The organism is Myxococcus faecalis (genome assembly GCF_050039385.1).
In the GTDB taxonomy this organism is placed as follows: Bacteria; Myxococcota; Myxococcia; order Myxococcales; family Myxococcaceae; genus Myxococcus; species Myxococcus fulvus.
Genome location: NZ_CP144336.1, coordinates 5017569 through 5039208 on the forward strand (window position 1 = coordinate 5017569; position 21640 = coordinate 5039208).

The 21640-nt window shown below is 71.6% G+C and carries 20 protein-coding genes; 12 read left to right on the forward strand and 8 right to left on the reverse strand.

Features of this window, described 5'->3' with window-relative positions; translation table 11 throughout:
* Positions 1-57: 57 nt before the first annotated feature.
* Positions 58-1320, reverse strand: coding sequence for a molybdopterin molybdotransferase MoeA (locus VZQ01_RS20065; RefSeq protein WP_426748707.1), 1263 nt, complete (start codon positions 1318-1320; stop codon positions 58-60).
* Positions 1321-1951: 631 nt separating this feature from the next.
* On the opposite strand from VZQ01_RS20065, the gene mobA reads away from it, so the two are divergent.
* On the forward strand, positions 1952-2569 hold the full coding sequence (gene mobA, locus VZQ01_RS20070) for a molybdenum cofactor guanylyltransferase (protein WP_267698591.1): 618 nt from the start codon (positions 1952-1954) through the stop codon (positions 2567-2569).
* Between the two features lie 8 nt (positions 2570-2577).
* Here the strand turns inward: mobA and VZQ01_RS20075 are convergent, their stop codons facing one another.
* Together VZQ01_RS20075 and VZQ01_RS20080 are read right to left on the reverse strand one after the other, a co-directional pair.
* Positions 2578-3741, reverse strand: a complete 1164-nt coding sequence (locus VZQ01_RS20075) for a hypothetical protein (protein WP_426748708.1) — start codon at positions 3739-3741, stop codon at positions 2578-2580.
* On the reverse strand, positions 3738-4142 hold the full coding sequence (locus tag VZQ01_RS20080) for a hypothetical protein (RefSeq protein WP_223750964.1): 405 nt from the start codon (positions 4140-4142) through the stop codon (positions 3738-3740). Before VZQ01_RS20080 ends, VZQ01_RS20075 begins: the two co-directional genes overlap by 4 nt.
* 194 nt (positions 4143-4336) lie before the next feature.
* On the opposite strand from VZQ01_RS20080, the gene VZQ01_RS20085 reads away from it, so the two are divergent.
* Together VZQ01_RS20085 and VZQ01_RS20090 are read left to right on the forward strand one after the other, a co-directional pair.
* Positions 4337-4666, forward strand: coding sequence for a DUF3817 domain-containing protein (locus VZQ01_RS20085; protein WP_046717183.1), 330 nt, complete (start codon positions 4337-4339; stop codon positions 4664-4666).
* 158 nt (positions 4667-4824) lie between these two features.
* The gene (locus tag VZQ01_RS20090) at positions 4825-5439 is read left to right on the forward strand and encodes a TIGR02265 family protein (RefSeq protein ID WP_046717182.1); all 615 of its coding nucleotides are present in this window, start codon (positions 4825-4827) and stop codon (positions 5437-5439) included.
* Between the two features lies 1 nt (position 5440).
* On the opposite strand, the gene amrB is transcribed toward VZQ01_RS20090, so the two are convergent.
* Positions 5441-6229, reverse strand: a complete 789-nt coding sequence (amrB, locus tag VZQ01_RS20095) for an AmmeMemoRadiSam system protein B (protein WP_223750966.1) — start codon at positions 6227-6229, stop codon at positions 5441-5443.
* Positions 6230-6819: 590 nt separating this feature from the next.
* On the opposite strand from amrB, the gene VZQ01_RS20100 reads away from it, so the two are divergent.
* A complete protein-coding gene (locus tag VZQ01_RS20100) occupies positions 6820-7383 on the forward strand; it encodes a hypothetical protein (protein ID WP_223750967.1) in 564 nt (187 codons plus the stop codon).
* A gap of 76 nt (positions 7384-7459) precedes the next feature.
* Here VZQ01_RS20100 and VZQ01_RS20105 read toward each other — a convergent pair whose 3' ends face one another.
* The 4 genes from VZQ01_RS20105 to VZQ01_RS20120 all read right to left on the reverse strand — a co-directional run bounded on the left by VZQ01_RS20105 (position 7460) and on the right by VZQ01_RS20120 (position 10997).
* On the reverse strand, positions 7460-8275 hold the full coding sequence (locus VZQ01_RS20105) for a hypothetical protein (RefSeq protein WP_426748709.1): 816 nt from the start codon (positions 8273-8275) through the stop codon (positions 7460-7462).
* Between the two features lie 172 nt (positions 8276-8447).
* On the reverse strand, positions 8448-9386 hold the full coding sequence (locus tag VZQ01_RS20110) for a proline dehydrogenase family protein (protein ID WP_223750969.1): 939 nt from the start codon (positions 9384-9386) through the stop codon (positions 8448-8450).
* The gene (locus tag VZQ01_RS20115; protein ID WP_426748710.1) at positions 9383-10282 is read right to left on the reverse strand and encodes an alpha/beta fold hydrolase; all 900 of its coding nucleotides are present in this window, start codon (positions 10280-10282) and stop codon (positions 9383-9385) included. The genes VZQ01_RS20110 and VZQ01_RS20115 overlap by 4 nt, the downstream gene beginning before the upstream one ends.
* Entirely contained in the window at positions 10275-10997 is a 723-nt protein-coding gene (locus tag VZQ01_RS20120) for a lysophospholipid acyltransferase family protein (RefSeq protein ID WP_223750971.1), read from the reverse strand. Before VZQ01_RS20120 ends, VZQ01_RS20115 begins: the two co-directional genes overlap by 8 nt.
* A 322-nt stretch (positions 10998-11319) precedes the next feature.
* On the opposite strand from VZQ01_RS20120, the gene VZQ01_RS20125 reads away from it, so the two are divergent.
* From VZQ01_RS20125 to VZQ01_RS20160, 8 genes are all read left to right on the forward strand, one after another.
* The gene (locus VZQ01_RS20125) at positions 11320-11817 is read left to right on the forward strand and encodes a hemerythrin domain-containing protein (RefSeq protein WP_426748711.1); all 498 of its coding nucleotides are present in this window, start codon (positions 11320-11322) and stop codon (positions 11815-11817) included.
* A 193-nt stretch (positions 11818-12010) separates the two neighbouring features.
* Entirely contained in the window at positions 12011-12541 is a 531-nt protein-coding gene (locus tag VZQ01_RS20130) for a cell wall protein (RefSeq protein WP_223750973.1), read from the forward strand.
* A 132-nt stretch (positions 12542-12673) separates the two neighbouring features.
* Positions 12674-13558 (forward strand): tryptophan 2,3-dioxygenase, encoded by an 885-nt coding sequence (locus VZQ01_RS20135; protein ID WP_426748712.1) that lies wholly within the window; start codon positions 12674-12676, stop codon positions 13556-13558.
* 262 nt (positions 13559-13820) lie between these two features.
* A complete protein-coding gene (locus VZQ01_RS20140) occupies positions 13821-14942 on the forward strand; it encodes a hypothetical protein (protein WP_267698582.1) in 1122 nt (373 codons plus the stop codon).
* 145 nt (positions 14943-15087) lie between these two features.
* A complete protein-coding gene (locus VZQ01_RS20145) occupies positions 15088-17919 on the forward strand; it encodes a GAF domain-containing protein (RefSeq protein ID WP_408888603.1) in 2832 nt (943 codons plus the stop codon).
* Between the two features lie 150 nt (positions 17920-18069).
* Positions 18070-19530: an adenylate/guanylate cyclase domain-containing protein gene (locus VZQ01_RS20150; RefSeq protein ID WP_267698580.1), complete on the forward strand. Its 1461-nt coding sequence runs from the start codon at positions 18070-18072 to the stop codon at positions 19528-19530.
* 61 nt (positions 19531-19591) lie between these two features.
* Entirely contained in the window at positions 19592-20008 is a 417-nt protein-coding gene (locus VZQ01_RS20155; RefSeq protein ID WP_426748713.1) for a type II secretion system protein GspG, read from the forward strand.
* Positions 20009-20162: 154 nt separating this feature from the next.
* Complete coding sequence (locus VZQ01_RS20160; protein WP_223784161.1) at positions 20163-21509, forward strand: universal stress protein; 1347 nt, start codon at positions 20163-20165, stop codon at positions 21507-21509.
* Positions 21510-21640: the final 131 nt, after the last annotated feature.

Genomic DNA, 21640 nt, shown 5'->3' on the forward strand with positions numbered 1-21640 from the left:
GGATGCGGCGCGCGAGGTCGTCCTCGGCGACGTGGATGCGCATGGTGGGGACGCGGCTCATGTGGGCTGTCCCCCGGTGGGGGCGTCGACGGCGACATGTGTCGGACGGTCGAACAGCTCCACCTCGACCACGTCTCCCTCGGCGAAGTCGGCCTGGCCTGGAGGCAGGACGGCCCAACCATCCGCCTGGACGTTCTGGAGAATCTGTCCGGCGCCCTGGGGGCGCAGCACCGCGCGGGCGCCCGTGTCGTCGTGTTCGAGCAGGGCGGTGATGAGGTACGTGAGGCCCGCCTGCTTGTGGCGCGGCTCGGACAGGCGCGCGCGGACACGGCGGCGCAGCTCGAGGACTCCCTGGTGCCGGAGCAGCAGGGGCCGCGCGAGCTGGTCGAACGCGACGCTCGCCGCGCCCGGGTTGCCCGGCAGCACGACGACGGCGGTGGTGCCCAACCTCGCCACGGCCACGGGCTTGCCCGGCTTGAGCGCCACGCCGTCCACGAGAAAGCGCGCGCCCAGGCGCGTGAGCACCCGCTTGACGTGGTCCTTGTCTCCCACCGAGGCCCCACCGGTGGTGATGAGCACATCGACCTGTGGCGCGAGGTGCTCGATGGACTCGCGCAGCGCCTGCTCGTCATCACGGGCGCGGGAGAGGTGGCGCACGTCCGCGCCGGCCTCGCGAGCGAGCGCCGCTATCAGAATCAAGTTGCTCTCGTATACCTGATGCGAGAGCGCGGGCTGGCCCGGGCGGATGAGCTCGTCCCCCGTCGCGAGCACCGCCACACGAGGCGCGGACCTCACGCGCACGTGGGTCTCCCCCTGGGATGCGAGGACCCCGAGCACCGATGCGCTCAAGCGCTGACCCGCGCTGAACAGGAGCGAGCCCGCGAGCACCTCTTCGCCCGTGCGGCGGATGTCATGGCCCGGAGGGACGGTGATGAAGAGGTCCACGTGGCGATGGTCCTCCGTCGCGCGCGCGGCTTCTTGTCGGATGACGGCATCCGCGCCGGAGGGAACGGGCGCGCCGGTGAAGACGCGGGCCGCCTCTCCGGGCTGGAGTGCGCGTGAGGGCAGGGCGCCCGCGTAGACGGTGTCGACGACCCGGAGCCGAGCGGGGCGGTCCCGGTTGGCGCCGCGGGTCTCCTCGGCGCGCACGGCCCAGCCATCCATCGCGGAGTTGTCGCAGCCGGGGAGCGAGCGCACCGCGCGGACGTCCTCGGCGAGGAAGCGGCCGTGGGCGTCGAGCAGCAGCACGGACTCGGGAGCCGTCGGTGAGAGGGCTTCGAGCGCGGCCTGCCGGGCGGTGTGAAGGGACGTGAGCGGCATCGACGCGGCGCAGACTACGTCGAGGGAGCGGCGCCTTGTCCATCGTACCCCGTGACGGTTGCCCGCCTGCCGGACACGACGTGGGCCGGTGCGTCATCCGGAGGGCGTTGGCTGGCGGGTGACCGCCAGGGGACTGGCCGTGGCGTCCGGAGGGTGGTTCGGGCGATGCCTCGACGCGAGGCCAGGCGTGGAAGACCACGACACCGGCGGATGCGAAGTTCATCGGACGGAGTGCTGGGCAGGATGAGACTCACCAGGCACCTGACTCAAAAGAAGTAGCGAGGGTCGCCCGGTGCGCTTGTCGGGAGGCCCTGCGGACCACGATGGATGGACACCTCGCCGGGCGCGGGGGCCCGCGGTCGGGTTGCGGATCCTGTCTGGCGGGTGGCTCCACGGGGTGTTGGGTGAGGGATTTCCGAGGGACGCGCCCGGTGCGCTTGTCGGGAGGCCTTGCAGGCCACGATGGTCGGCCTCCCGACGGCACGATGAGCAGCGCAGACGTGCCCCGGAGATGGCCTGCGCCATGAGCCGAAGGTGGAAGCGCGGGACCTGTCCGCGACAGGCCCCCGGCGTATGTCATGCTCCAGCCGCGCGGGCCCCACGGTCCTCCGCCGGACACGCGCCCTTCTTCATGGCCCCCCGCCCTGGCACCGAGTTCCCGGACGTGACGCTCGCCATCATCGCGGGCGGTCAGGGGCGTCGCTTGTCGGGCGTGCCCAAGGGACTGCTGGAGGTCGAGGGGCGCACCGTGCTGTCACGGCAGCTCGCGCTGTCCCCCCACTTCGGCGACGTGCTCCTGGTGGCGAACGCCCCCGCTCCCTACGCGGCATATGCCCTGCGCACGGTGGCGGACCCGGTCCCGGACAAGGGCGCTCCAGGGGGTGTGCACGCGGCGCTGACGGCGTCGCGCACGCGCTGGGTCGTCACCGTGGCGTGCGACATGCCCTTCGTGTCGCTGGAGGCGCTGCGGGTGCTGCTCGCCGCGCGCGGCGAGGACGTGGACGCGGTGTGCTTCGAGGCCGAGGGACGGATGGAGCCGCTCCTCGCCGTGTATCGCGCCGAGCTGGCGCCCCACTGGAGGACCCTGCTCCCGGAGGACCCGTCCTTGCGACGGTTGCTCTCGCGCTTCCGCTCCCGGGTCCTGCCCGAGAGCGCACTGCGCGCGGTGGACCCCACGCTGCGCTCCCTGGTGAACGTCAACACCCCCGAGGACCTCGCGCGGCACGGTGTCTCGCTGCCGCCACGGTGAGCCACGGTTCACCTCGGCGTCGGCACGGACTGGAGCAGCGTGGGCAGCTCCGCCAGGTCGAGCACGAGGCTGGGGCGAATCTGTCCGAGCGCATCGGACATGTCCTCGCCTTGTCCCTGCACGCCCAGGCCCACCGTGAAGTTGTCGCCCAGGCGCACCCGCGTGCTCGCCACCACGCTGGCCCGCCTCGACTCCGTGCCCCCCAGCTTCAGCAGGGACTGGGTCGCCTCCAGCTTGAGCTGGAAGCGCGGCGACGCGACGCCGAACGACAGGCCGACGTCCACCCACTTCTCCATCGAGAGCTCCGGCCGCGCGCGCTCCTGCAGCACGCGGACCTGCAGGGCCACCTCCAGGTTCGCGTCCGCGTGGCTCAACAACTCCAACGTGGCCGCGCCGAACCCGCGCTGGATGGCGACGCCATCACCGTCCCGCGACTCGAGCCCCGGCGTCACCCAGCGTCCCCCCGCCGAGAGGAACAGCGCGCTGGACGACGCGCGCGACTCCTTCGTGCACGCGGGGAGCCCCTGTCGGATTCGCGCGATGCCCGCCTGCCGCGTGGCCTCCATCGCGACCCGGTACTCGGCGTCCGCCTTCTTGAAGTCGTCCTCGCTGTCGTAGTCCCCGGGCAGGGGCTTGTCGGGGAACTCGTACAGGGTCGGGTCCGCCAGCACGTTGGCGATGCACTGGCTGTAGCGCGCGCCGTAGATGCTGCGCTCTCCGAGCACGTCCATGGACACACCCGCCATCACCGTGGCGAAGCGGCCCTTCTGGGGCGCCGCGTCCGGAAACGGCGTGTCCTGTCCGATGCCCAGCGTGATGGCCGTGTCCTGGAGCAGCCGCGTGACGAGCGACGAATTGCGGGAGGCGACGGCCTCCGAGTAGAGCCGCTCGAAGCCCTCGGTGAGCAGGTAGGGATTGAACTGCAGCGCGAACGAGGCCTGGGTTCCATTCAGCACCGCGCCCACGCCGCGCAGGCTCGCCACCAGGGCCGTGGGGTTCGCCGGGTGCACCAGCTCTCCCGCCGTGGCGACATCCAACCCCGCGGCCGCCTCCGAGCCGCCGCGCAGGATGCTCGGGAAGTCCAGCTCCACCGTGTTCGGCTTCGGCGGTGTGGCCTGGGCACTCGCGACCCCCGCGCAGAGCGCCGTGAGCAGCGCGAGCGCCGCCCTCATTCCACCACCGTCCAGGTCAGCGTGATGAAGTCCGCCACCGAGCCCTTCTCCAGGGAGAAGTCATCCCAGAGGGCCTCCTTGCCGCCCTTCTCGAAGACGAGCGAGGCGCGCTGGAGGAACCGCGCCCCCACGCCCGCGGGGTCGGCCACGGAGAACACCACGCGCACGAAGCCCTGCGCCGCGCTGGTCAGGAAGTCATCCGGCAGGGGCAGCGTGGTCTCTCCCGCGAAGGTCGCCGAGTGCAGCTGCCGCCGCTCCTGGCCCTGCATCTTCCCGCTCACCACCAGCCGCATGGCCACGGTGTTGAGCGTGCCGGAGGGGCGCTCCAGCACCAGCTTCGCCCCCTTCCGGTCCGCGCGAGGCACCTGGATGGTGGACTCCAGCTTGTCGTTTCCCGACATGATGTTCCCCCCTCGTGGGTCTGGGTGGACGCCGACGTCCTGCCCGCCGTCCATTCTAGCGCCCGGCATGACACGGCTCGAAGGCGGCGGGGTATGCGCCGGGCACACCTGGCGGGCGAGCGTGCCACCGGGTGCGTCACACTGACGCATGGACGGACAGGCCTGGGGGTGGGAGAGAGGACGAGGAGACCCTCATGCTGAAGACCCCTCTTGGACGATTCCGCGCCGTGGCCCTGCTGGAGGGCCTGTCCTTCATCGCGCTGCTGTTCATCGCGATGCCCCTGAAGTACGCGGCGGGGATGCCCCTGGCGGTGCGCTTCGCGGGCATGGCCCACGGGCTGTTGTTCGTGCTGTACCTCTTCGCGCTGATGGAGGTGGCCATCGCCCTGCGCTGGTCCTTCTCGCGCGTGGTGTTCGCGTTCGGCGCGTCGCTGGTGCCGTTCGGCAACTTCCTGCTCGACGCGAAGCTCCGGAAAGAGGAAGCCTCCACCACCCCCCGTGCCGCCGGCCCCCTTGGTTCCTGAACCCAGAGCGCTGGAGGCTCCGCCGAGGGCGTCACCCGACCTCACACGTCGGCTCGTGCTCCACGCGGAGCGGGTGCGAGCCCTCCAAGGAGTTCGCGCGCGCGAGCAAGCTGTGCGAGCATTCCGCGCGGATTTTTTCACGGTGGAGGTCGGCTCTCATGGAACGCGGCATCTGGAACACGCCCGAGGACGTCCAGCGCGAGCTGGAGGCGCGGCTCGCGCTCGTGCAGCCCTCCGAGCACATCCGGGGCATGCACTTCGCCGCCGTGCTCGACACCGTGCGCTTCCTGGGCGGTGAGCAGGCGGTGAAGCGCATCGTCGACGCGGGCGACATGCCCGCGGACCTGGACCCCACCGAGCTGTACCCGGTGCCGCCCTTCATGCGGCTGTTCTTCGCCGCGGCCCACCTGCTCGCGCCCCAGCTGGGCGGCTTCGAGGAGGCCATGCGCCAGATTGGCGTCCAGGGCACGCTCGCCTTCGTGCACTCCATGTTCGGCTCGGAGGTGCGTCAGCAGGTGGGCGGCGACCCGAAGCAGTTGGTCAACATGCTGCCGGAGGCCTACCGCATGGCCATCGACTTCGGTGAGCTGGTGGTGGAGTGGACCAGCGCCCGCGCGGGCCGCATCCACATGCGCCGCATCTTCACCCCCGTCGCCTACAACGAGGGCATGCTCGAGGGCGCGCTCCAGGCCGTGGGCGCCCAGGACATCCAGGTGCGGGGCCGCCAGACGTCGCTGCTCGACAGCGAGTACACCCTCTCCTGGGACGACTGACTCACGGCGCGTCGAACACGAAGGCCCCGTAGCCCACCACGCCTTCGTGCGCGCCGAACGCATCCCCGGAGCTGCGCAGCGCCACCATCCGGGGCCGCAGCGCCCGCCGCTTCGCCACGCGCAAGAGCCCGTTGATGGCCTCCGCGCCACACGCGCTCCCCGCGTCCAGCGGCTCCTCCAACGACAGCACCCGCGCCGCCGTCACCCGGTCCGCCCGCGCGGCCTGCTCGTAGGGCAGGTGATGCGACAGGTCCGACGTGATGACGGGCAGCACGTCCTCGTCCCACAGCGCCTCCAGCACCTGCGCCGCCTGGTCCGACGCGCCCCGGCCCACCACCAGCGGCAGCACCGTGAAGTGCTCCAGCACCCGCTGCAGGAACGGGAGCTGTACCTCCAAGCCGTGCTCCGCCTCGTGCGCTCCCGTCGACGCCGTCACCTGGGGCAGCCGCATGGCCCGCTCGCGCAGCCCTTCGTCCAGCCGCACGTCCCCCAGGGGCGTGCACAGCAGGTCCACCTCCGGATACGCCACGCCCCGCAGGGGGACGAAGTGGCTGGGGCCCAGCAGCAACACCCGCGTGCGCGCGGCGCGGCGCGGCCACAGCGTGGCGTAGGCCGCCGCCGCCACCCCGCCGGAATAGACATACGCGGCATGGGGGACGATGAGCGCCGCGGGCGACGCGTCCCCCGGCACACGCGCCTGCTCCAGCCACGTGTCCAGCTGGGTGGACAGCGTGGAGGGCTGGGCCGGATAGAAGGAGCCCGCGACCGCGGGCGTGCGCACTCGAGGCATGGTCCCCTCCCACCGCGAACGGGGCACCTGCTGGAATCCTAAAGAAGCACGGCAACGTCAGTCATGCCAATCATTGCAAGACTGTTCGCTTCTGGGATGAGCGGGTCCCACCTCCGCGCGTCCGCCGAGGGCCCCGGGGTGACAAGGGATTGATTTCGCCCGGGCGCGCGGGTGGCTCGGTGATTGCTATCCAACGCTTCGTGCCGCGCACTCCTCCCGGGCGGTCAGGGCCGCCTGGTGCGCGGGACTTCGCGAATGGGGAGGCCGGCCGGGAACCATGACTCCTCCGCCCGGCCGTGCCTTCTCGTCCGCGGGCTCGCGGCGTGACGCGTGTGCTCCGCGCCGTGTCTCAGCGATGTCTCACGCCGGGCCCCACCGCGCGCGCCCACCGCGGGAGGCCTCCGCCAACTCCCCGTTCTCCGGGGCCACGGGACCCTGGTCGTACGCTCCTGCGCGAATTCTCAAGGAGTGGTGATGCGATAGCCGACACATGAAGAACGAAAAAAGGATGCACGCTTTCGCCCATTGACTAGAAGGGGCCGCCGAGCGCCCGGGAATGACCGCGGGCTAACGCAACGGAGGGACGCTTCATGAAGGCAAATCAGTGGCAGGCGATGGCCGTGGCGGCAGGGTTGATGGTGGCGTCGACGGCGAGCGCGCAGGAGACGGGTGGCGGTTCGGGCAGCTTCGGGAACGCCGGGCAGATTGTCGTCAGCTCGGATGCGTTCGGTAACCTGGGCTACACGACGGAGGGTGCGGGGTACGGCTACTTCCACATCGCGCCGAGCGCCGATTACTTCCTCAAGGAGAACCTCTCCGTCGGAGCCAACGTGCAGCTGCGCGTGCTCTTCGGTGAGGGAGACACGGTGGCCGCCTTCGGTATCGGCGGGCGCGTGGGTTACAACATCGCGCTGGCGGAGAAGATCTCCGTGTGGCCGAAGGCCGGCGTGACGCTGTTCGTCGGTGACGACATCATCGCCACGCAGGACGGGACGGGGGCTGCGTCCACCGTCATCCTGGATGGCTACGCGCCGTTCCTGTACCACGTCACCAGCCACTTCTTCATCGGCGCCGGCCCCCGTCTGGCCATCGGCCTGGGTGACGACGTGGACGTGACGTTCGGCGTGGCGACCACGCTCGGCGGCTACTTCTAGTCGGCAGTCGTCGGCAGGACCCACGAGCCCCGCGCACGGTTGGAAGTCTCCTCCGCGCGTCGGGGCTCGTGTCGTTTCATGGGGACGCCACCTCCACCCAGCCGCCCGCGGCCGCCGCGCCCGGCTCGTGCACCAGACGCAGCCCCAGCTGCAGCGAGCGCTCCCCCGTCGCCGGCGCATGGAGCAGCAGCACGGAGGCCGTCTCCTCCAGCACCCTTCGGGACACCGGTCGCGTCGCGTCGTCCCGGCCACCCCGCAGCTCGCGCCAGTCCTTCAGCCCCCAGCCCACCACGCGGCCGTCCCGCAGGCGCACCGTCACGTCCGCCCACGCGCTGCCTCCCGCCGGCACTCGCACCGGCGCGAGCAGCTTCTTCAGGCCCTCCACCACGGCGCCGGGCTCGGGCGTTCCGGCCTCGCGTCGGCCCGGGGCGCGGCGGGCTCCCAGGGGACGCTCGGCCGGGAGCAGGAGGGGCGGCTCCACCCGCCACGAGGAGGCCCCGCGCTCCAGCGTCAGCACCACCTCTCCCGGCGGCTGTCGCGTGGTGGACAGGAGCCGCGTGGCCACCTGCCGCTGGAGCTCCGCGGCGTCCACGGGACGGCCCGCGCGTCCGCCGCGCTCCTGGGCCTGGTAGCCCACCAGCGTCAGCGCGCCCTGCTCCGACCAGAACGTGAGCTCCAGCCTGGCGCCGACCTCGCGCACGGTGCCGGCCAGCGCCGCCACGCGCACGGCGACCTGCCGCGCCTCGTGGAGTCGGGCCGCGTCCTGCTCGACGAACACGTCGGGTCGACCCGAGCCGCCCGTGCCGCCTCCCGCGCACGCGAGCCCGAGGGCGAAGAGGAGCGCGCCGCACGCGCGAGCACGGCTCCGGAATCGGAGATGGATGATGGCCATGTGCTTCCCCCTGCCGGGTGCGGCGCACCCGGGTGTCCTGGCACGGCGTCGTGGTGGCGGGACGACAGGAATTCCCGTGGGAGGAGGACGCACGCGGCCCGCGAATCCTGAGCGCTCACGACTCGCGGACGGGACGTCTGTTCAATCGGCCACGAGGGGGGCGGTGTCCGCTTCAACCTCGCGCGAGGTTCTTCAGCACGAAGGCCAGGTTCGCCGGGCGCTCGGCCATGCGGCGCATGAGATAGGGATACCAGTGGCGGCCGTACGGGACATACACGCGCACCGGATGCCCCTGGTCCGCGAGCTGTCGTTGCAGGTCCGCGCGGATGCCGTGGAGCATCTGGAATTCGAACGCACCGCGAGGCAGCCCGCGCCGCGCGGCGTGCTCCAGCGTCGCGTCAATCATCCGCTCATCGTGCGTGGCGATGCCGTGATACACGCCGCTGTCGAGCAGCACCCTCATGCACCGCACGAAGCTCGCGTCCACGTCCGCCTTGTCTGGATAGGCGATGGCCTCGCTCTCCAGATAGGCGCCCTTGCACAGACGGATGCGCACCCGCTCATCGCACAGCGCGCGGGTGTCCGCCTCCGTGCGCCGCAGGCAGCTCTGCAGCACCGCGCCCACGTGTGGCTCTCCGAACTCCGCGTGGAGCTTTCGCACGATGTCCAGCGTGACCTGCGTCACCGCGCCGTGCTCCATGTCGATGCGCACGAACGAGCCGCGTGACGTGGCGTCCGCCACCACCTGTCGCGCGTTCTCCAGCGCCAGCGCTTCATCGAGCAGCAGCCCGCACTGCGTCAGCTTCAGCGACACGTTGGCCCGCACCCCCGTCTGGTCGATGCGCGCGAGCAGCCGGCGGTACTCGCGCACCTCCTCGCGGGTCTCCGCCGCGTCCTTCACCGCCTCGTTGAGGTGGTCGAAGGACGCCGACAGCCCTTGCGCGGTGAGCGCCTTCACCGCGTCCATCGCCTCGTCGAGCGTCTCGCCCGCGACGAAGCGCCGCGACAGCTTCTTGAGCGGAGGCAGCCGCGTGGCCCAGTCCTTCAGGCCCGTCCGCCGCGACAGGAACATCAGCGCTCCGCGAGACCACTGTTCGGCGATGGCGCTCATCCACGCAGCTCCCGGGGGGCGACCCCATACTCCTCGAGGAAGGCCCCCACGAGGGCGTTGAACGCCTCCGGGTGGCTCATGTACGGCAGGTGGCTCGCGTCGCGCAGCAGCTCCAGCCGCGCTCCGGGGATGTGCCGGGCCACGTCCACCGCGGCCTCGGGCGGCACCAGCAAATCCCGGCCGCCCTGGATGACGAGCGTGGGCACGCGCAGCTCGTGCAGCCGGGGATGGAAGTCCGCGGCCAGCACGTCCCTCAGTCGACGCAAGAGCTCCAGGGGCGTCAGCCTCCGCGCCTCGCGCACGATTTCCGCGCGCCCCTCGGGCGGCAGCCGCGCGCCCCCCAGCACCCGCGCCACCATGGGCGCCACCAGGTACGCCAGCGGCCGAGGCGCGCGCACCAGCGTCGACAGCGACACCGCCAGCCGCCTCACCCGACGCACGCTGGCCACGGGAGACACGAGCACCAGCGCCCGCACCCGCTCCGGATGCGCCAGCGCGAAGGCGATGGACAGCAGGCTCCCGTAGGACGAGCCCACCAACGCGAAGCGCTCCGGCAGCCGCGCCTCGACATGGTCCAGCACGGCCAGGTTCCACGCGAGCGGGGAGTGCGTGGCCGGGGTGTGCAGGGGCGGCGTCCACAACAGCAGACGGAACAGGCGGGACAAGGGCTCCATCGGCGCGAAGGAGCGGCCACTGGCGCCCAGGCCCGGCAGACACACCACGGTGCGCGATGGGGCCGTGTCGCCGTCGGGAAAGGTGAACAGCCGCACCGACGTCCCCTTCACCGGGCGCTCCTCGCACACCAGTCGCTCGTAGCCGGAGGGGATGTCCTCCACGTCCGGGACGAGCGGTGCCGCGCGACGGCGCTGCAGGGAAGAGGAGGGCGGCTCAAGCATGGCGGGCCTTCACCATCAATCGGTGCACGCTCGTGGCCACCCGGTCGCGAAACGCACGCAGGCGGGACTCGGACGCACCGGCCGGCGGCGGCATGTGCGGGCTTCCCAACGCGAAGGTCAGCCGCACCGGAAAGGGCAGCGGCCCCAACCCCACGAGCAGGGGCACGCGGTACTTCTCCTCGTCGGTGAGCCGCACGCCCAGCTTCGCCTCGCCCGGGGGGAACAGGAACGTGTCATCCACCCCGAAGCCCGCGAAGGGCACCACCGGCACCCCCGCGCGCGCCGCCACGTGCGCGAAGCCCAGGGCCTGCTCCCACCGGAGCTGATAGCGGCCCGGAGGACGCTTGAAGACCTCGCGCGCGCCGCCGGGGTAGCACACCACCAGCGCCCCCTCCTTCAGCGCCGCCAGCGCGTTGTCCTTCGTCCCCTCCACCCCGCCCAGCCACGGCAACACCGTGCGGATGACGGGGATGCGGAAGAAGCCGCGCTCGGCCAGCCCCAGCGCCCGGCGTCCCGTCGCCCGGTGCAGCAGGTGGAAGAAGGCCGGTGTCTCGTAACCCCAGACGCCATGGTTTCCCACCAACAGCACGGGGCCCCGGGTCGGCACGTGCTCGGCCCCCACCAGTCGCGCGCGATGGTAGAGCGCCGACAGCGCCGCCCCCCGCTCGGCGAGGCGGAACACGGCCCTGCGCACGGTGGCGAGCGAGGCTTCCACGGAGACTCATCATGGAGACGCCCGGGCGCCACGTCAGCCGGACCGGCCGGGCAGTCGTGCCCCTGGACTCCATGTCCCCAGACGCCCCAAACCCACGCACCGTCCCCGGGGGGATGCTCCCGGCCCACCCCCCAGGTTGCTTTGAGTAGGCAACGCTTGGCGTCGACCCCCATGGGCTTTCAGCCCCCGGATACGGCACGATTCCATGTGGTTGTTTCACCCCTGTCGAACGTTCGATCCACCCATCGTTTGAGTTTCGATAATGTGAGGATGAAGCCCGCCTTTGGTTGTCTGCCTGCCCCGTCGTGCAGATGGTTCAGGGATGGGAGGCCCTTTCGACATCCTCGTCGAGCAGCACCGGGAGCTCGAGGAGCGCTTCGAGGCCCTGGGCGCGGGTGACGATGAGTCTGGGTCATCCGGTGTCGTGCGGGAGCTGGTGGCGCTGTTGCGACACCACCTCTGGCTGGAGGAGCGCTGTCTTCAGCCCTGGGTGACCCGGGTGGAGGGGCGTGCCCGGGGTCGGCAGCAGGCCGGGGATCGGCAGGCCATGCATGAGCTGTTGGATGAGCTGGAGGAGCATCCCCTCCAGAGCGCGGAATGGCAGGCCCGCTTCCTCACGCTCGAGGACCTGTGGGTCGCGCATCTCCAAGAAGTGGAGTCCTCATTGCTGCCCCGGCTCACCGCGGTGATGGCTCCACGCGAGCAACAGGCGCTCGCCCAGGAGCTGTCCCGGTGCCGGCGGGACACGTGCTCCTCGGGCTCCGAGGCCGGTTTCTCGGGCTCCGGACCCTTCCTGGATGACCTGCGCTGGGAGGGTTGAGCGCCGTTCCCGCCTCACTGGAATGGGACCCGACCTGGGACGGCGGGGGGGGTGATACGTCCTTCAGTCACACCTTTTATCGCTTCCTTTAGACAAATCCTAAATTGGAAGGTATGGGTATGGACGGCTTCACAAATCAACTCCCCCTTCCAGACCTTCAACACCCAGACTAGCCAAGACGAGGATTGAACGAATGTCCGTGGATAAAGCGTTTCGGGACATGATCCGTAACGAAATCGAGGTCCAGCTCAAGCCGCTGCGCGACGTGGTCTCCCGCCTGGAGTCCGGGACGGCGGACCTGGATGCGCTGCGCAACGTGGCGGAGCGGCTGGCCCCCCTGGCCGAGGTGGTGGGTCCCCTGTTCGGCGCCCAGCTGCCCGCGGCGAAGCCCGGTCGCAAGGCCGTGGGTCGCCCGGCGGCGGCGGCGCGTGGCGCGGTGAGCGCGGCGGCCCCCGTGGGTGGCAAGCGCCGGGGTCGCAAGCCCGCGGCGGCGGCGGCGGATGGCTCGCGCGCGTGCGCCATCGTCGGCTGCGGCAAGCCCAGCCGGACCAAGGGCTACTGCGCGGCGCACTACCAGAAGCTGCGCATGCTGGAGAAGACCAACCGCCGGCCCTCCGCGTGGGTGGATTACGCCCCCGCTGACAGCGTCGAGGACATCAAGCTTCCGCGTGGCCGCGCCGCGTCGAAGGCCCTGGCAGCAGCAGCGCAAGCCGCGAACGGTTAAACAGCGGCACGCTGCCCCGGCCCGGGCAGAGAGTGACCGCGCACCTTCGTCAACCCAGGCTCCGTCGTCGGGAGAGGGTTCGAGGGACGCCCGTACGGGAAGTCTTGCCCGCGGGGGCTCGCAGGGGCATGAATGCCCGGGCCCATGAACAAACGAGATCTGGAGCCTGGCATCATCACCGACCTGGCCGGACGGACCACGTACGGTGAATACCTACAGCTCGACCGGGTGTTGTCGGCGCAGGTTCCGCGCTCGCAGCCACCGCACCACGACGAGCTGCTCTTCATCATCCAGCACCAGACGAGCGAGCTGTGGATGAAGTTGCTCATCCACGAGCTGAGCGCGTGTATCCGCTATGTCCAGGCGGACCGGCTGGAGCCTTCCTTCAAGATCTTCGCGCGGGTGGGGAACATCCAGCGGATGCTCTTCGAGCAGTGGAGCGTGCTGGAGACGCTCACGCCGAATGAGTACCTGGAGTTCCGTGACGCGCTGGGGCCCGCGTCGGGCTTCCAGAGCTGGCAGTACCGCGCGGTGGAGTTCCTGCTGGGCAACAAGGACGCCAACGCGCTGGGACCCTTCCGCCACCAGCCGGACGTGCACGGGGAGCTGGAGCGGCTGCTCGAGTCCCCCAGCCTCTACGACGAGTTCCTGCGCTACCTGGCTCGCAAGGGCCACGCGATTCCCGAGGACCACGCGAAGCGCGACTGGAAGAAGCCGTACGAGAAGAGCCCCGCGGTGGTGGAGGTGTTCCGTCGCATCTACGAGGACACCGAAGCGCACTGGGACGCGTACGAGATGTGCGAGAAGCTGGTGGACACCGAGGAGCGCTTCCAGCTCTGGCGCTACCGTCACATGATGACGGTGATGCGAATCATCGGGTTCAAGCAGGGCACCGGTGGCTCGACGGGCGTGTCCTTCCTACGCAAGGCGTTGGACCTGCGCTTCTTCCCGGAGCTGTGGGATGTGCGCACGGAGCTGCTCCCGCCCGGCGCCCGGCCCCCGTCTCCCGCGCGGTGAGTCTTCCCCCGGCCCCGGTCATGGCAGGCGTTGCGCGCCTGTCCTGACATCCAAGAGGGTGAGAGGAATGAGGCGAAGCCGGGGGTGACAGGCTTCGGCCGCTGAAACATCGACAATGTGACGTGGGAGGACGGGTGGGGTGGTCCCCCGGGGGCCCCGCGTGAAGTGGCCGTGGGTGGAATGACGCCTCCCGGACATGCGGGCGAGGAAGGGCACCTGGCGCGCGGAAGGGTGGGAGGCAGCGGCTAGGCTTCAGCGCACCATGGCCGCCGAGTCTCCCCTGCTCTTCGAGAAGGCGCACATCCTGTGCTACCGGACCTTCGATATCGCCGAGGAGATCAACCTCGAGCGGGCGCGCAGGGCCGTCTCGGAGGACACCCGCCGGCTGAAGCTGTCGCGCGAGAATGGCCAGTACCTGCAGCTGCCCAATCCGCCGCTGGCGTATGAGTTGGGGCGCCGGGCGCTGGCGCTTCGTGACGGTCCTGTCACGGTGGATGCCACCGCGCGGCTGTTCGACCATGGCGCGGCGTCCATCATCCTGCGGGTGCCGGTGGTGCCGGGCACGTCGCTGGAGCAGCTGACGCGGGTGGCGGACGAGCTCTACGACAGCCAGGCGCTGGAGGACCTGGCGCTGGATTGGGTGGAGGGCGTGCGGCGCACGATTGCGCCGGCGGTGCAGGGCGCGCACCTGTGGGACCAGAACGAGAGCTACACGGTCATCTTCGCGGAGAGCATCCGGGGCAACCCCACGGCGGAGGAGCTCCTGGAGAAGGCGGACCTGGCGCGGCTGTTGTTGGGGGAGAACGGGGAGACGCCGCTGTCGCGCCGGGAGAGCGAGGCCGTCACCCAGGTGCGCTTCAGCTACACGGTGAAGGACCTGGTCGTCATCGACTGGAACAGCGCGTTCGTCTACGAGCCGTCGGGCTCCGGGGACATCCCGGACCTGCTCGAAATCGCCAACGCGCAGCTGTTGGAGTTCCGCTACTTCGACGAGAAGCTGGACGAGCACATCGCGCGCATCCACGACGAGGTGCAGGCCAAGCGCCACGGGTGGACGCGGCTGTTCCGCAGTCCGTACCGCACGCTGACGCGGCAGACCTTGGGCACGCTGGTGGACCTGAACGAGTTCATCGAGCGGGTGGACAACAGCCTGAAAATCATCGGCGACTTCTACCTGGCCAAGGTCTACGAGGCCGCGGTGCGCCGCATGCGCATCCCCGCGTGGCAGGGCTCGGTGACGCGCAAGCAGCAACTGCTCGCCCAGACGTACGGCCTGCTCAAGGGCGACGTGGACATCGACCGCTCGCACACCCTGGAGGCGGTCATCGTGCTGCTCATCGTCCTGGAGATCTTCTTCGCCTTCTTCAACGTGTTCGCCCACTGAGGGCCGAGTGTTCGTCCACTGAACGCCCGGACGACTTGTTCCCGGGTACAAGGCGCGCGCGGGTTTCGCGAGCACAGCGGACATGGGACACTGGGGATTCGCGGTGGGGCCCGCCGGTGGGCCTTGGCTGGGGGGACGTGTGGGCATGAAGGTGCCCGAGAGCAACCGGGGAGCCGCCGAGGACCGCGTGACGCGGACGTTGGAGCGGCTGTCCCTCGCGCCGTCCGTGGAGGCGGTGCTGGAGGCGCTGCTGCGTGAGGCCGCGTCCGCCCTCGCCGTGTCCGACGTCTTCATGTGTTGGCGAGAGGACGGAAGCGAAGCGCACGTGCTCGTCACGCCGGGGCTGTCCGTCGACGCCGCGCGCGCGCGGGGCGAGCGGCTGCTGGATGGGCTGCGGGACATCGACGGGGGCCTGTTGCCGTACGTGGCGCTGGACGCGGAGCGGGAGGTGCTGGTGGCGCTGCCGCTGCTCGCGGGGGTGGAGCCGGGCAGCGGCGTGGGGGTGCTGTGCGCGGTGCTGCCCGAGGGCCGGGTGCCGACGGACGAGGAGCTGGCGCGGCTGGGATTGCAGGCGCGACTGGCGGGGCTGGCGCTGGAGCGCGAGTGGGCGGTGGTCGGCACGCGCGAGGCAGTGGCGCGGGCGCGCGCGGAGGTGGAGCAGGCGGAGGTGCTGCGGCTCAGCCGTCTCCAGGCGGTGACGGAGGCGTTCGGTCAGACGCTCACGCGCGAGGAGGTGGCCCATGTCGTGCTGGATTTGGGGCTGCCCGCGGTGGAGGCGACGGCGGGCATCGTGCACCTGACGGCGGAGGGGCGCGCGGCCTCGGAGCTCGTCGCGGCGGTGGGCGTCCCGGATGCGCTGGTGGAGCCCCTGCGCGAGCTGCCCCGAGGGGGCGAGGAGCTGCTGGCGCAGACGGCGAAGCGCGCGGAGGCGCCGGTGTGGTTGGAGACGGTGGCGGCGATACGCGAGCGCTACCCGACGCTGGCGGGGCCGTTGGGGGAGGGGCCGCCCCGCGCGCTGGCGCTGCTGCCGTTGTTCGTGGAGGGGCGGGTGTTCGGGACGCTGGCCTTCGGCTTCGAGCGGGAGAAGGCGTTCTCCGCGCTGGAGCGCGCGTCGCTCGTGGGGTTGTCGCGGCAGTGCGGGCAGGCGCTGGAGCGCGCGCGGCTGTACGAGCGCGAGCACACCGCGCGCCTGGAGGCGGAGGCGCTGGGGGCTCGGCTGAGCCTGCTGGCGGACGCGAGCGCGTTGGTGTCCGGCTCGTTGAGCTGGGAGGAGACGGTGGCGGGGGTGGCGCGGCTGGCGTTGGGGCACTTCGCGGACGGGTGCGCGGTGGACTCGTACGAGGACGGCGTGGTGCGCCGGCTGGCGGTGCTGCACGCGGACCCGGAGAAGGCGGAGCGGGTGTTGGAGCTGACCAGCTTCCCGCTGGACGCGGGGCAGCCGTCGCTCCTGTCGCGGGTGCTGACGAGCGGGCAGTCCCGGCTGGAGACCCGCGGGACGCGAGCGCCCGGGGACGCGAAGCCCGGCGCGTCCTGGCGCGCGAGCACGGTCATCCTCACGCCGCTGGTGGCGCGGCAGCGCACGCTGGGGGCGCTGACCTTCGTGCGGGACTCGGAGCGGGCGCCCTTCGACGTGACGGACGTGTCGCTGGCGGAGGAGCTGGCGCGGCGCGCGGCGCTGGCGATGGACAACGCGCGGCTGTTCCGGGACGCGCGCGCGGCGGAGGAGGAGAGCCGCCGGGGCGCGGCGCGGCTGCACGTGCTGGTGCAGGTCAGCCAGCTCATCGCCGAGGCGGGGTTGGACCTGCCCACGGTGCTGGACGTGCTGGCGAGCAAGGTGTCGGAGGCGCTGGGGGGTGGGTGCGTGCTGCAGCTGCTCGGGGAGGACCGGGAGCAGCTGGAGGTGGTGGCGGCGCACCATCCGGATCCGCGGGCGCGTGGCGTGCTGGAGGAGGCGTTGCGGAGGGACCCGGCGCGGGTGGGGGAGGGGCTGTCGGGCCGGGTGGTGGCGACGGGCAAGACGCTCTTCGTGCCGCGGCTGAGCGCGGAGGAGCTGCGGGGGGACCGCTCGCCGGAGGGGGTGGGATTCCTGGAGCGGTATGGGCCGCAGAGCCTCATCGTGGTGCCGCTGGGGGCGCGGGGGCGGGTGTTGGGGACGCTGGGGGTCATCCGCGAGGCGCGGGGGCGCGAGTACACGGCGGAGGAGCGGGCGTTGTTGGAGAGCCTGGCGGCGCGGGCGGCGTTGGCCATCGAGGACGCGCGGCTGTACGGCGCGGCGACGCAGGCGGTGAAGGCGCGCGACGAGCTGCTGTCGGTGGCGGGGCACGAGCTGAAGTCGCCGCTCAACGCCCTGCAGCTGCAGATCCACCTGCTGGCGCGGATGGCGAAGGACGCGATGGCGGCGAGCGGGCTGGCGGAGCGGGCGGAGAAGGCGGCGCGGGCGGGGCAGCGGCTGGGGTTGCTCATCGACGACCTGTTGGATGTGTCGCGCATCAGCGCGGGGCGGCTGAGCCTCAATCGCGAGGAGCTGGACCTGGCGGCGCTGACGCGCGAGCTGGTGTCGCGGATGTCCGAGGAGCTGGCGCGCGCGGGCAGCGAGGTGCGGCTGGTGGCGGACGTGGAGGTGCTGGGGCACTGGGACAAGCTGCGGTTGGAGCAGGTGTTGGTGAACCTGCTGTCGAACGCGGCGAAGTACGGCGCGGGGCGGCCGGTGACGGTGCAGGTGGAGGCGCGGGGGCTGGTGGCGGCGCTCGCGGTGCGCGACGAGGGCATCGGCGTGGCGCAGGAGGACCAGGAGCGCATCTTCGAGCGCTTCGAGCGCACCGAGTCCGCGCAGCACTTCAAGGGTCTGGGGCTGGGGCTCTGGATTACCAAGCGCATCGTCGAGGCCCACGGCGGCGGCATCCGCGTGGAGAGCCAGCCCGGCCGGGGCTCCACCTTCACCGTGGAGCTGCCGTTACCGGACGTGGCCCCGCGCTGAGCGTCGACGCGGGCGGGTCCTGGATGCCTCGCCCGCTCCGGACGTGAGGGGCCTGGTCACGGTGGTGGGAGTCCTCCCGGACCGGGGGCAGGTCGGATACGCTGCGGTCCTTGCGTCCCTGGCTTCCTGGACGCGGAAGGCCGCCCCCACATGAGCGCATCCAGCCCCCTTTTCGGTGACCTGTTGCTCAAGCTGGGCATCGTCACGCCCGTGCAGGTGCAGGAGGCCCTGGCCCTCCAGGCCCTCACCGGTCAGCGCGTGGGCGAGGCCCTCATCTCCCTCGGCTACGTCACCCGGGAGCAGATTCAGGACGCGCTCGGCGAGGCCCTGGGCCTGCACCACGACAAGGGCCCCTCCCAGCCCGCGCTGGGCGAGCTGCTCGTGGGCCTCAAGTACGTGACGCTCGCTCAACTCGAGGAGGCGCTCGCCCGCCAGCGCCGCGACGGCCGCAAGCTGGGCGAAATCCTCGTGGAGCTGGGCCACTGCACCTACAAGCAGATCTACGAGGCCCTGGGCCTGCAGAACCGCATCGCCGGCCGCCAGGAGAACCCCCGCCCCTTCATCGACGGGCGCCGCCGCGTCGTCGTCGTCGATGACAGCCCGCTCGCCTGCGCCTTCGTGCAGGAGGGCCTCGTCGCCCTGGGCTACGAGGTGCTCTGCTTCCAGGACCCGTTCGAGGCCCTCGAAGGCATGAGCCGCCTTCAGCCCGCCATCGTCCTGAGTGATTTGGAGATGCCCGGCCTGGACGGCGTGGAGCTGTGCCGCCGCCTCAAGGAGGGCCCCACCCGCGGGCTGCCCGTCATCATCCTCACCGCGAACGACCGCGAGGCGGAGAAGGTGCGCGGCCTGCGCGCCGGCGCGGACGACTACGTCAACAAGTCCGCGTCCATGGACGAGCTCGCCGCGCGCATCGAGAGCGTCGTGCGCCGCACCGGCGAGACGGAGCGCATGCGCAAGCTGTTCGCGCGCTACACGTCCGCGGCCGTGGTGGATGAAATCCTCAAGAGCGCCGACGGCGTGGTGCTCACCGGCGAGAAGCGCGAAGTCACGCTGCTGTTCGCGGACATCCGCAACTTCACGGGCCTGGCGGAGAGCCTGCCTCCCGAGCAGGTCGTCGGGGTCCTCAACCAGGTCCTGGGCCGGCTGTCCGACGCGGTGCTGACGTGCGGCGGCACGCTGGACAAGTTCCTCGGCGACGGGCTGATGGCCGTGTTCGGCGCCCCGGTGGCGCGCACGGACGACGCGCTGCGTGCCCTCCAGTGCTCGAAGATGATGATGGACGCGATGACGGACCTGCGCGTGGAGGCGGAGGCCGAGTGGGCCGCCAACGGGCGCGAGGGCCATCCGCTGGTGCTCGAGCTGGGCGTGGGCATCAACTCCGGCGTCGTCGTCGCGGGCAACATCGGCAGCACCGTGCGCTCGGAGTACACCTGCATCGGCGACGCGGTGAATGTCGCCGCGCGCCTGTGTGCCCTGGCCGGCCCCGGGGAAATCCTGGTGGGCGAGCGCACCCGGGACCTGGTGGACGCCCGGGAGACGGCCTTCGAGGACCTGCCTCCCGTGCGCCTGAAGGGCAAGCAGCAGCCCGTGCCGCTCTACCGCGCCCTCTAGCCGCCGGGCCCCACGCGAAGTCTTTCGCGCCCCAGGGCGTCTCAACGGGTAGGGTGGGGGCATGACAGCACCCGCCTCCGATGCCCACCCTCCGCCCTCTCGCCGCTCCCCCGTCCTCTGGGTGGGGCTGGTGTTCGCCGTCGCGCTCGTCGGGGCGGTGCTGGTGGGGGCGCTGACGCGCTCGAAGGCGGTGCACGCGGAGCGCATCCATCAGGACCTGGCGGTGCTGGAGGACGCCCTGAACCGCTACCACGCGGACGGCAACGTGCTGCCGGAGGAGGCGGACCTGGAGCCGCTGCTCGTCCCCAAGTACCTGCCCGCGCTGCCCCTGGACCCGTGGGGCCGGCACTACCGCTACACCAGCAACGGCAAGCAGGTGTTCCTCGCCACGTTCGGCAAGAGCGATGACCGGGGCGGCAACGGCGAGGAGCAGGACCACACCAACCACGACGGCCACCCTCGGCCGGAGGTGAAGTAGCCGTCCGGACAGGCGTCCGCGCGGTGTGAGGGGAGCAGGCGTGCGGTGGTCCCCGCGCTCCTCCCCGTCCGCCGAGGGGGCCCCGTCCGCGCGCGGCGTGCGCATCTGTCCTCCAGGGGTGGAGTCTCGGCCATCCCTTCCGAGGAGGGCGGCCATGGCCATCGTCTGTGCGAGCCCGCTGATGGCGCGGGAGTCCCGCGAAGTGGAGGTCGCCGCGGCGCTGGCGGCGCGGCTGGGGGAGCCGCTGTTGCTCGTGGGCGTGATGGACGGCGAGCCCCTCACCGACGCCGTGCGCCGGGAGGCCCAGCGTGACCTGGAGGCCCAGGCGGAGCGGCTGCACCTGCCTCCGGGCCGGGTGAGCTGCCGGGTGCGCTCGGATACCGAGGCGGTGCTCGCCGACGAGGAGTGCAGGCACTCGCGCTGGGTGGTGGCCGCGGCGGAGGGCTGGCGCACGTCGGCGTGGCGGCGCGCCTCGCTGCCCGAGCGGCTGGCCCGACACGGCTGCGGACCGGTGCTGTCGGTGCGCCGCGCGGACGCGCTGGTGGACTGGATGCGCGGACGCAGGCGGCTGCTCGTCGTGGTGGGCGTGGATCCGCTGTCCCCCACGGCCGACGCGGCGGTGGGCTTCCTGCGCGAGCTGCGCCGGGTGGGGCCGTGCGACGTGCTGGCCACGTACGTGTGCTCGCCCCTGGAGGCGCGCGAGCGGCTGGGCATCCACACGCCGGTGCACGTGGAGGTGCTGGAGCCCGGCCTGCGGGACATGGAGGCGCTGGACCCCGCCGTGCAGACGGTGCTGCTGCGCGAGGTGCGCGAGCAGGTGGGCGACCTGCTCGGCGAGGGGAGCGTGGAGGTGGTGCTGGAGCCGGGCTTCGGGCGGTCGGCGGACCACCTGCTGCATGTGGCGCTCTCGCGCGGCGCGGACCTGGTCGTCGTGGGCATGCGCGCGCAGGGGCCGGTGAAGCGCTGGTGGCACGGCTCGGTGTCCGCGGGCGTGCTGCGCAACGCGGAGCAGGCGGTGGTGTGCGTGCCGGACACGCTGCGCGAGCCCCGTCGCGCGCAGCCTCCCAGGAGCGTGCTGGTGCCGGTGGACTTCTCCGACGCGTGTCTGCGCGCCATCACCCAGGCGCGCTCGATGGTGGGGCCGGGAGGCCGGGTGCACCTGCTGCACGTGCACCGTCGACGCTTCGGCGAGACGGGCTTCATGGACCACTCCGGCGTGCTGCCCGAGCCCCCGCGCGAGCACGAGGCGACGCTCCAGCGGCTGTGGGACCTGGTGCCCCGGGACGAGGGCGCGCGGGCGCTGCGCTGGAGCGTGGAGGGCGTGTCCGGGGAGGACATCGCGCTGGCCATCTGCCAGGCCACGGAGCGCGAGGGCGTGGACCTGGTGTGCCTGGGCACGTCGGGCGTGCCCTCCCAGGCCCCGGACGCGCTGCCCGTGGTGGTGGCCCGGGAGCTGGTGGCGCGCTGCCGTCGCCCCGTCATGGTGGTCCCTGCTTCGTGACAGCCCCGAGACAGCTGTCACCCAGGTACACATGAAAGGGCTTTCAGGTGGGTCGCTCCGAGCCCCACCTGCCAGGATACCCGGGGCGTTGAATGGAGGACCCGGGGGGGCGTTAGAATCCGGCCTCCACG